The sequence below is a fragment of the Streptomyces sp. NPDC054866 genome, assembly GCF_053610745.1.
Map to the genome: position 1 here is coordinate 607,409 of NZ_JBSGZA010000006.1, position 10,280 is coordinate 617,688.

Here is a 10,280-nt window from a genome sequence, read left to right on the forward strand (position 1 = left end):
AGCGCATCGCGTACGTACGTAAGGGAGAACCCCTCCGTGGACCGCCTCACCAACACCATCCGCCCCTACGCCTGGGGTTCCACCACCGCCATCGCGGAGCTCATCGGCGTCGAGCCGACCGGTGAACCGCAGGCCGAGATGTGGATGGGCGCCCACCCCGGCGCGCCATCGCGCACCGAGCGCGGCCCGCTCGACGAGGTGATCGACGAGGACCCGGGGCACGAGCTCGGCAGGGCGGCCGTCGCCAGGTTCGGCCCGCGCCTGCCCTTCCTCCTCAAGATCCTCGCCGCGGGCGCCCCGCTCTCCCTCCAGGTGCACCCCGACCTGGAGCAGGCGAGGGAGGGCTACGAGGACGAGGAGAGCAGGGGCGTCCCGATCGACGCCCCGAACCGCAACTACAAGGACGCCAACCACAAGCCCGAACTGATCTGCGCGCTCACGGAGTTCGACGGCCTCTGCGGCTTCCGCGACCCCGTCGAGACCGCGGACCTGCTGGCCGGGCTCGGCGTCGACTCCTTGAAGCCGTACGTCGATCTGCTGCACGCCAAGCCCGAAGAGGGCGCCCTGCGCGAGGTCCTGACGGCCGTACTGACCGCGGACCCCGAGGAGATGGCGGCGACCGTCACCGAAGTCACCGACGCCGCCGAGCGACTTGGCGGCGCCTACACCCCGTACGCGGGCATCGCGCACCACTACCCCGGCGACCCCGGCGTCATCGCGGCGATGCTCCTCAACCACGTCCGACTGCAGCCCGGCGAGGCGTTGTTCCTCGGCGCCGGCGTCCCGCACGCCTACCTCGACGGCCTCGGCGTGGAGATCATGGCGAACTCGGACAACGTCCTGCGCTGCGGCCTGACCCCCAAGCACGTCGACGTACCCGAACTCCTGCGCATCGTCCGCTTCGAGGCGACCGACCCGGGAGTCCTGCGCCCCGAGGCGTCGCCCGACGGCGAAGAGGTCTACGACACCCCGATCGACGAGTTCCGCCTCTCCCGCTTCGCCCTGGCCGATGGCGCGGCGCCGCACGACCTCACCGCCGCCACCCCGCAGATCCTGCTCTGCACGGCGGGCTCCGTCCGCGTGGGCGACGCCGGGCAACTCACGCCCGGACAGTCCGTGTTCGTCCCCGCGGACGAAAAGACCGAAGTGTCCGGAGTGGGCACGCTCTTCCGTGCCACTGTGGTGGCCTGACTCACCACCAGCGCCTCGTGCTGCAACAATGACCCACCGCAAAGGGCGGGCAAAGCACCGCCCCGGTCGGCAGCGATGCCGGTGCTGGGTCATGAACGTACGCAGGCGAAGGGACAACGGGCACACATGAGCGCGTCAGGCGGAACAAAGGCGATTGTCGCGGCACTCGCCGCGAACCTCGCGATCGCGGTGGCGAAGTTCGTCGCGTTCATCTTCAGTGGCTCGTCGTCGATGCTCGCCGAGAGCGTGCACTCGCTGGCGGACTCCGGCAACCAGGGGCTGCTGCTCCTCGGCGGCAAGAAGGCGCAACGCGAGGCGACCCCGCAACACCCGTTCGGGTACGGGCGCGAGCGCTACATCTACGCCTTCCTGGTCTCCATCGTGCTCTTCTCGGTCGGCGGCATGTTCGCGATCTACGAGGGCTACGAGAAGATCAAGCACCCGCACGAGATCGAGGCCTGGTACTGGCCGGTCGGCGTCCTGGTGTTCGCGATCATCGCCGAGACCTTCTCCTTCCGTACGGCCATCAAGGAGTCGAACCTGACGCGCGGCAAGCTCACGTGGACGCAGTTCGTCCGCCGCGCGAAGGCCCCCGAGCTGCCGGTCGTGCTCCTGGAGGACCTGGGCGCGCTCGTCGGTCTGATCCTGGCCCTGGTCGGCGTCAGCCTCGCGCTCGCGACGGGCGACGGCGTCTGGGACGGCATCGGCACGCTCTGCATCGGCGTCCTGCTGATCCTCATCGCGATCATCCTGGCCGCGGAGACCAAGTCCCTGCTCCTGGGTGAGGCCGCGGGCACGGAAGAGGTCGAGAAGATCGAGAAGGCCCTGGTCGACGGCGAGACGGTGACCCGCGTCATCCACATGCGCACGCTGCACCTCGGCCCCGAGGAGCTCCTCGTCGCCGCCAAGATCGCCGTCCACCAGAACGAGACGGCCGCCCAGGTGGCCGCCGCCATAAACGCCGCCGAGGAGCGCATCCGCGCCGCGGTCCCGATCGCCCGCGTGATCTACCTGGAGCCGGACATCTACGACGAGTCGGCCGCCGCCGAGGGCACGAACCCGGCCAAGTCGCCGGGCGGCCACTGACCTTCGGATCTTCCGAGTACGCCGATGGGGCCCCGCACCGTGCAGGTGCGGGGCCCCATCGGCGTACAGGACAGGCAGCTGCCCTACTGGACCTCGCGCAGTACTTCGAGGACCGCCCGCTCGTCGGGCGCCGCCTCCAACCGCTCACGGAAGCCCGTGTCCATCAGCTTGCGCGAGAGCAGCGCGAGAATCCGCAGGTGCTCGTCGCCCGCGGCCGCCTCCGGCACGGAGATCATGAAGATGAGCTTGGCCTTCGTACCGTCGAGCGCACCCCACTCGATGCCCTCGGCCGACCGCGCGAACCCGACGACCGGCGAGGTCACCGCGTCGGTCTTGGCGTGCGGGATGGCGATCTCCTCGCCGAGGCCCGTGGTGCCCTGGGCCTCGCGGCGCAGCGCGGTCCGCACGAGCTCCTCGACGTCGTCGACCTTGCCGGTGGACGCGAGGAGGTTCGCCATCTCGCGGATCGCGGAGTCCTTGTCGGCGGAGTCCAGCTGGACCTTCACGGTCTGTTCGGTGAGATAGCCGGAGAGGACCTCGTCCTCCTCGGGGGAGGCCGGTGCCGCGGGGGCGGGCGCGGGCGCCTTCTGCGGGGTGCTAGTACCGCCTGTGGCGACGGCTCCTGCGCCCACACCGGCGAGCACCGGCTCGGGACCGCCCGGCACGTCGACCACCGGCTGCCCGCGCCGCTTGCGCTCGCTGATGTCGACCAGGGTGACCGTGGTGACGGCCGTGACCACGGTGCCGACGGCGATGGCGAGGAAGAACATCGGTACGCCCCCGACTGCGCCGAGAACCGCCACGATCGGTCCGCCGTGCGGCACCGCGTCCTTCACGCTCGCGAGACCCGCGATCGCACCGGCGACGGCACCGCCGAGCATGTTGGCCGGGATGACCTGCGCCGGCCGGGCTGCCGCGAAGGGGATCGCACCCTCCGAGATGCCGAACAGGCCCATGAACAGTGCGGCCATGCCGGTCTCGCGCTCCTGCTGGGAGTACAGCCGACGCCTGATCAGCGTGGCCAGGCCCTGACCGAGCGGCATGACCGGGATCGCCGCGGCGCACATGCCCATGACGGTCTGGTTGCCGGTCGCGATGAGGCCCGTACCGAACAGGAAGGCGGTCTTGTTGACCGGACCGCCCATGTCGAACGCGATCATCAGCCCGAGAATCGCTCCGAGCAGGATCGCGCTGGTCCCGGTCATCCCGCTGAGCCAGTCGGTCAGATGCTCGAAGATCCACGAGATCGGCTTGCCGATGACGTAGATGAAGAAGAGGCCGAGTGCCGTCGTCGCGACGATGGGGATCACGATGATCGGCATGATCGGCTGGGCGAACTTCGGGACCTTGACCTTCTTGATCCACAGCACCAGATAACCGGCGAGGAAGCCGGTCACGATGGCCCCGATGAAACCGGCGCCCGCCTTGGAGTCGTACAGCTCGCCGGTGTTGGCGATCCAGCCGCCGATCATGCCGGGCACGAGCGCGGGCCGGTCGCCGATCGCATAGGCGATGTAGCCGGAGAGGATCGGCACCATCAGCGTGAAGCCGATGACTCCGATGGCGTTGACGTGCGCCCAGAAGGTGCCCTCGGGGATCACATAGCCCTTGGCGGTCGCGTCGCCGCCGAGCGCGAGCGAGATCGCGATCAGCAGACCACCGACCACGACGAACGGAATCATGTACGAGACGCCGTTCATCAGCGCCTTGTACACGAGACTCCGCTCCTTGCCGCCTCCGCCTCCGGTGGCGGCCGCTTCGGCGGACCTGCCGCCACCGCCTCCGCCGTGCACGGGTGCGCTCTGCACCTGCTCGATCAGCTGTTCAGGGCGGCTGATGCCCTCGGACACCCCGACGGACAGCACGCGCTTGCCCACGAAACGGCCGCGGTCGACGTCCTTGTCGGCCGCGATGATGATGCCGTCGGCGTCCCTGACATCGTTGTCAGTCAGGACGTTCTCGGCCCCGATGGAGCCCTGCGTCTCCACCTTCATGTCGATGCCGAGGCTCTCCGCCGCCTGCGAGAGCTTCTCCGCCGCCATGTACGTGTGGGCGATACCGGTCGGACAGGCGGTCACGGCGAGCAGCTTGAGCTTCTTCCGCTCGCCGCTGCTCCCGCCTATGGGGGGATCGGCCGGATGGGTCACGTGGATCTCCTAACACCTTCGTCAAACAAGATCGCGCAAATGTTCCCGATCTCAAGGCATCCTGCAACACGCGAGCGCAGGTTCAAAAGCGCAAAGGTCCCGAATGACCGGGCCGGTCGCCCTGTCCCCAACCCCGCAAGCGACTGCCCGCCCGCCCCGGTCCCCGGGGAGGCGGGCTGGGGCTCGCTGGGCCAATCGGTGTAGCTTTGTGACCGAGCCAGACGTCGCTGCTGATGGCGGTCGGGCGGTGCCAGCACGGGCCGGCCGAGGGAGAGAGGGCCTCCGACGGACTGCGCTGCTGCGCGCCGGTGCTCTTCTGTGCCGTTGTCGCAGGTCAGCCATGTCCACCCACCCTCGACCAACCCCACGAGGAGCAGCTCACCAATGTCGACTCTCATCAACGGCAAGGACTTCAAGGTCGCCGATCTCTCCCTGGCCGAGTTCGGCCGCAAGGAGATCACCCTCGCCGAGCACGAGATGCCCGGCCTGATGTCGATCCGCAAGGAATTCGCCGCCACCCAGCCGCTGGCCGGCGCCCGCATCATGGGCTCGCTGCACATGACCGTGCAGACCGCCGTCCTCATCGAGACCCTGGTCGCGCTTGGCGCCGAGGTCCGCTGGGTCTCGTGCAACATCTTCTCGACCCAGGACCACGCGGCCGCGGCCATCGCCGTCGGCCCGAACGGCACCCCGGACAACCCCCAGGGCATCCCGGTCTTCGCCTGGAAGGGCGAGACCCTGGAGGAGTACTGGTGGTGCACGGAGCAGGCGCTGACCTGGCCGAACACCCCCACCGGCGGCCCGAACATGATCCTGGACGACGGTGGCGACGCCACCCTCCTCGTCCACAAGGGCGTCGAGTACGAGAAGGCCGGCAAGGTCCCGTCCGAGGACACCGCCGAGTCGGACGAGCACCGCGTCATCCTGCAGCTCCTCAACCGCACGATCACCGACGGCTCGCAGAAGTGGACCCAGCTCGCTTCTGAGATCCGTGGTGTGACGGAGGAGACCACGACGGGTGTCCACCGTCTGTACGAGATGCACCGTGACGGCACGCTGCTGTTCCCGGCGATCAATGTGAACGACGCGGTGACGAAGTCGAAGTTCGACAACAAGTACGGCTGCCGGCACTCGCTGATCGACGGGATCAACCGTGCCACGGATGTCCTGATCGGCGGCAAGACCGCTCTTGTGTGCGGTTACGGCGATGTGGGCAAGGGCTGTGCGGAGTCGCTGCGCGGTCAGGGTGCGCGGGTGATCATCACCGAGGTCGACCCGATCTGCGCGCTGCAGGCGGCGATGGACGGCTACCAGGTCGCGACGCTGGACGACGTCGTCGACCAGGTCGACATCTTCGTCACCACGACGGGCAACAAGGACATCATCATGGCCTCGGACATGGCCAAGATGAAGCACCAGGCGATCGTGGGGAACATCGGTCACTTCGACAACGAGATCGACATGGCCGGTCTGGCGAAGATCCCCGGGATCGTCAAGGACGAGGTCAAGCCGCAGGTCCACACCTGGACGTTCCCCGACGGCAAGGTCCTCATCGTGCTGTCCGAGGGCCGTCTGCTGAACCTGGGCAACGCGACCGGCCACCCCTCCTTCGTGATGTCCAACTCGTTCGCGGACCAGACGCTGGCCCAGATCGAGCTGTTCACCAAGCAGGAGGAGTACCCCACCGACGTCTACGTCCTGCCCAAGCACCTGGACGAGAAGGTCGCCCGCCTCCACCTGGACGCCCTCGGCGTCAAGCTCACCACGCTGCGCCCGGAGCAGGCCTCGTACATCGGCGTAGAGGTAGAGGGCCCGTACAAGCCCGACCACTACCGCTACTGAGCCACCCCGGCCGCGGCTAATCACGGCCTGGCCCACGCTCACCGCAGGCCCTCGCCCACCCGGGCGGGGGCCTGCGCCCGTGCGTACGAACGCCACCGAGCCCAAGCGGCCTCACACCCGCAGAAACCCACCCCCCTCAAGGAGCCCAGCCCCCTGGCTGGCCGAGCCCCAACCCCAGGCTCTGCTCTGCACCAACGGCCTCGCTTTGCTGGGGGCGCGGCGAGGCTCTGCTCCGCAGCATCAGCCTTGCCTCGCTGCAGGGACGGGCTGCCGGAACTGGCCCCAGCTAGACCCGCCGGACACCGCTGATCCGGCAGGGATGCGGCGCAGTCTGCGCAGGCTCGCGCCCGTGGGTTCCGGGGCCTGTGGCGCCCCATGCGCGGTCGGGCTTGCTTCGGGCTCTGGTCCGGGGGCGCGCCGACGTCTCGCCTTGCGGGGGCTGGGGCTTGGTCTGCCGACCCCGGCCCCGACTCCCCACCCGGCACCGTTGGCTTGGCCCGGGCGCCGAGCGGGCTCGTGCCCGTAGGTGCCCGGAGCCGAGGCGCTGCGTGCATGGCCGTCTTGCCTCGGGCTTGGGCTGAGGGACCTGGCCCCCGGCTGCCCACCCGGCACCACTGGCATGGCAGGGCACCGAGCAGGCCCGCACCCGTAGCTGCCAGGGCCCGAGGCGCCACGCGCATGGCCATCCCGCCTCGGGTTCCGGACGTTGCTGGCCCCGGACCCGGCCCTGGCTCCCCACCCGGCACCGCTGGCTTGGCCGGGACCCAGCAGGCTCGCACCCGCACGTACCCCCGGCCCCGAAGCGTCACGGCATCATGGCTGGCCTACCTTGGGCTCCGGGACCGACCGAGCAGCCCCTCCCTACAGCGCGCCCCGGCCCACCTACGACCGACAGCCTGCCCCGGCCCTCGGACGAGAATCCGCCCCCTACAAGGACCGAGCCCCATGCCCCGCGGCCACTATTCGCTTCACGATCCGCACGATCACACCCCCCTCGGTGAAGAACACTTCCACTGCGCCCCCGGCCCCTCCGGCTGGCGCTACGTCTCGCAGCGGACCGCACCCTCAGGCGAGCCCACCGGATCCGTCGACCTCGCCCTCGATGAACTCGGCCGCCCCATCCGCCTCGAACTTCACGCGGGGGACTGGCAGATCCGCGCCGCGGCGATCGACGGCGTCACGTGGGTACGCACCGACCCCACCGGCACCCACGCCACCGAAGACAACGCCCCCGCCCACGCCTTCACCGGCACATCCCCCGCTTTCCTCGTCGCCACCACACGACTCCTGCGCCTCGCCCCCGCTTCCCCCGCGACCCGCGTCCGCCTCGTCGCCTTCACCGACCCGGTCCTCGCCCCCCGCACCCTCGACCAGTCCTGGGCCCTGCTGAAAAGCGAAGCACACGCCACTGACAACGGCCCGCTCATCGTGGACGAATACCAGGTCACAGCCCTGGACACCGGCGAGCAGCACACCATCCACATCGCCGGCGACGTCGTACTCTCCGCCCCCGGCATGGAGCTCGAGAACCTCGAATCCCCACCCTCGACGTTCGCCTGAGAGACCCCAGCCCTACGCGGGCGGCACGAACCCGGTACCGGGAGGCGCGGCTTCCGCATCGTCCTGCCGCACGGCCGACGGCACATCACGCGGCTCCCGCACGGAGGCCGGGGGAGGCGGCGCCGCGTACGCAGCCCCGGCGACAGGAACCGAACCGCCACCGCCCTCGCCGCCACCACCGAACGCCCGCCGAGCGTCCCGCGCCTGCCGCTCCTGCACGACCGCGGCCAGGTACGCCGCCGGCGGAACCCCCTCCGGAGCCGGAGCCCCCGTACGTTCCGCGAGATCCCCGGCAAGCCGCTCCGCCATCGTCCAGCCCACCTGCGGATCCAACTGCCCCATCCGCGTCAGGTACTGCCTGATCGCGAGCCACAGCCCCTCAGGCACCCCGGAAAGATCGAGCCCGGAGAACCGCCCCGCCAGCCAAGGCGGCGGCGGAGGAATGAAAGCCGCGTGCGCGGCGGGCACCCGCTCCCGCACGACAAGAGTCCCCGCGAACACATCCCCGAGCCGCCGCCCCCGCGCCGACACCAGCGAAGCAATGCACGCGACGACCCCGAACGTCAGCAGAATCTCGACGACCCCCACGGCACCCCGAACCAACGCGTGCCGGAAACGAATCGGCCCCCCGTCGTCCCGCACCACCCGCAGCCCGCACGCCATCTTGCCCAGCGACCGCCCATGGCTGAGCGTCTCCACCGCGATCGGCCCACCCACCAGGACCAGCACGAAGCTGGCGACGGCGACCGCCGCAACCGCCGCGTCGTCCAACGAAGACGTAGAGGCCACGATCGCCACGGTCACCCCCAGGTAGACCGCCCAGGCCACCACCAAGTCGATCAGTACGGCGAGCCCACGACTCGGCAGCTTCGCCGGGCGCAGCTCGAGCGCCACCGCCTCGCCCGTCACAAGCTCACTCACGCCAGCCGCCCTTCCCTGCCCTGCCCTCGGAACGGCCAGTCTGCCAAGCTGAGGCAGCATCGCGCCGCAGTACGAGGAGCAGCCACCTGATGGACCTCGACGTCTTCGTGTCCGCCCACCGAGCGGAGTGGGACCGACTCGATGCCCTGCTGCGCCGCCAGCGCCGCCTCGACGGAGCCGAGGCCGACGAACTCGTCGCGCTCTACCAACGCACCGCCACCCACCTCTCGCTCATCCAGTCCAGCGCCCCGGACCCGCAGCTCACCGGCCGCCTCACCCACCTCGTGGCACGCGCGCGTAGCGCCGTGACAGGCACCCGCCGAGCTTCCTGGCGCGACGCCACGCACTTCCTGAGCCACGGTTTCCCGGCAGCGGTCTACCGCTCCCGTCACTGGTGGGTCCCCACCGCGCTGCTCTCCACGGTCCTCGCGGCCATCATCGGCTGGTGGATCGCCACGCACCCCGAGGTCCAGGCCTCCATCGCGGCCCCCAGCGAACTGCGCGAGCTCACCCGCCCCGGCGGCGAGTACGAGACGTACTACTCCAGCCACCCGGCAGCATCGTTCGCCGCCCAGGTCTGGACGAACAACGCCCAAGCAGCGGCCATGTGCCTGGTCCTGGGCGCCTTCCTCTGCTTCCCCGTCATCTGGATCCTCTTCCAGAACATGCTGAACCTGGGCGTAGGCATCGGCCTGATGTCCGACGCAGGCCGCCTCGACACCTTCCTCGGCCTGGTCCTCCCGCACGGCCTCCTGGAACTCACGGCGGTCTTCGTAGCCGCAGGCACAGGTCTGCGGCTCGGCTGGACCGTCATCGACCCCGGCCCGCGCTCACGCCGAACCGCCCTCGCCGAAGAGGGCAGAGCCGCCCTCGGCATGGCGGTGGGCCTGGCCCTGGTCCTGTTCATCTCCGGCGCCATCGAAGGCTTCGTCACCCCCTCCGGCCTGCCGACCTGGGCCCGCATCGGCATCGGAATCGCCGCTGAACTGGCCTTCCTCGTGTACGTCTACGTCCTGGGCGGCAGAGCGGCACGAGCCGGAGCCACAGGCGACGTCGACCCCACGGAACGCAGCGCCACGGTCCCCACTGCAGCGTGATGTGCGTACGCCCCTGCTGACCTGCTAGTGTCCTCGACGCCCCAGAAAAACCGTTGACACGGAAGGACTGGGGAGGTAGATTCGAACAGTTGCCTAGAGCTGGACAAGTCCAGCGGCGGCAGTTAATATCTGCCTGCTTCTTGAATCTCATAAGCCAAGAAGCCGCACCCGATAAATCGGATCCTCTAGGCTGGTAAGACCGGCCGAAAACTTCTGATAAAGTCGGAACCGCCGGAAAGGGAAACGCGAAAGCCGAAAGGCAGGAGCGGGAACCGGAAAGGCGCCGAGGAAATCGGACACGAAAGAGTCTGATAGAGTCGGAAACGCAAGAACAGCAAGACATGAAACACCGAAGGGAAGCGCCCGGAGGAAAGCCCGAGAGGGTGAGTACAAAGGAAGCGTCCGTTCCTTGAGAACTCAACAGCGTGCCAAAAGT

The 10,280-nt window shown here is 69.2% G+C and carries 7 protein-coding genes; 5 read left to right on the forward strand and 2 right to left on the reverse strand.

Features of this window, described 5'->3' with window-relative positions:
• The first annotated feature begins 36 nt into the window (after positions 1-36).
• Together manA and ACWGI2_RS30845 are read left to right on the forward strand one after the other, a co-directional pair.
• Positions 37-1,191, forward strand: coding sequence for a mannose-6-phosphate isomerase, class I (gene manA, locus ACWGI2_RS30840; protein ID WP_453698864.1), 1,155 nt, complete (start codon positions 37-39; stop codon positions 1,189-1,191).
• Positions 1,192-1,317: 126 nt separating this feature from the next.
• Positions 1,318-2,277, forward strand: coding sequence for a cation diffusion facilitator family transporter (locus ACWGI2_RS30845; RefSeq protein ID WP_453698865.1), 960 nt, complete (start codon positions 1,318-1,320; stop codon positions 2,275-2,277).
• 83 nt (positions 2,278-2,360) lie between these two features.
• Here ACWGI2_RS30845 and ACWGI2_RS30850 read toward each other — a convergent pair whose 3' ends face one another.
• Positions 2,361-4,424 (reverse strand): fructose-specific PTS transporter subunit EIIC, encoded by a 2,064-nt coding sequence (locus ACWGI2_RS30850; RefSeq protein ID WP_453698866.1) that lies wholly within the window; start codon positions 4,422-4,424, stop codon positions 2,361-2,363.
• A 384-nt stretch (positions 4,425-4,808) separates the two neighbouring features.
• Between ACWGI2_RS30850 and ahcY the strand changes: the two genes are divergently transcribed.
• Positions 4,809-6,266, forward strand: a complete 1,458-nt coding sequence (ahcY, locus tag ACWGI2_RS30855; RefSeq protein ID WP_453698867.1) for an adenosylhomocysteinase — start codon at positions 4,809-4,811, stop codon at positions 6,264-6,266.
• Between the two features lie 945 nt (positions 6,267-7,211).
• A complete protein-coding gene (locus tag ACWGI2_RS30860) occupies positions 7,212-7,826 on the forward strand; it encodes a hypothetical protein (protein WP_453698869.1) in 615 nt (204 codons plus the stop codon).
• Positions 7,827-7,838: 12 nt separating this feature from the next.
• Here the strand turns inward: ACWGI2_RS30860 and ACWGI2_RS30865 are convergent, their stop codons facing one another.
• Positions 7,839-8,747 carry an RDD family protein gene (locus ACWGI2_RS30865; RefSeq protein WP_453698871.1) on the reverse strand — a complete coding sequence of 303 codons (909 nt, stop codon included), beginning with the start codon at positions 8,745-8,747 and terminating at the stop codon, positions 7,839-7,841.
• Positions 8,748-8,836: 89 nt separating this feature from the next.
• Between ACWGI2_RS30865 and ACWGI2_RS30870 the strand changes: the two genes are divergently transcribed.
• Positions 8,837-9,844: a stage II sporulation protein M gene (locus ACWGI2_RS30870; protein ID WP_453698873.1), complete on the forward strand. Its 1,008-nt coding sequence runs from the start codon at positions 8,837-8,839 to the stop codon at positions 9,842-9,844.
• Positions 9,845-10,280 lie beyond the last annotated feature (436 nt).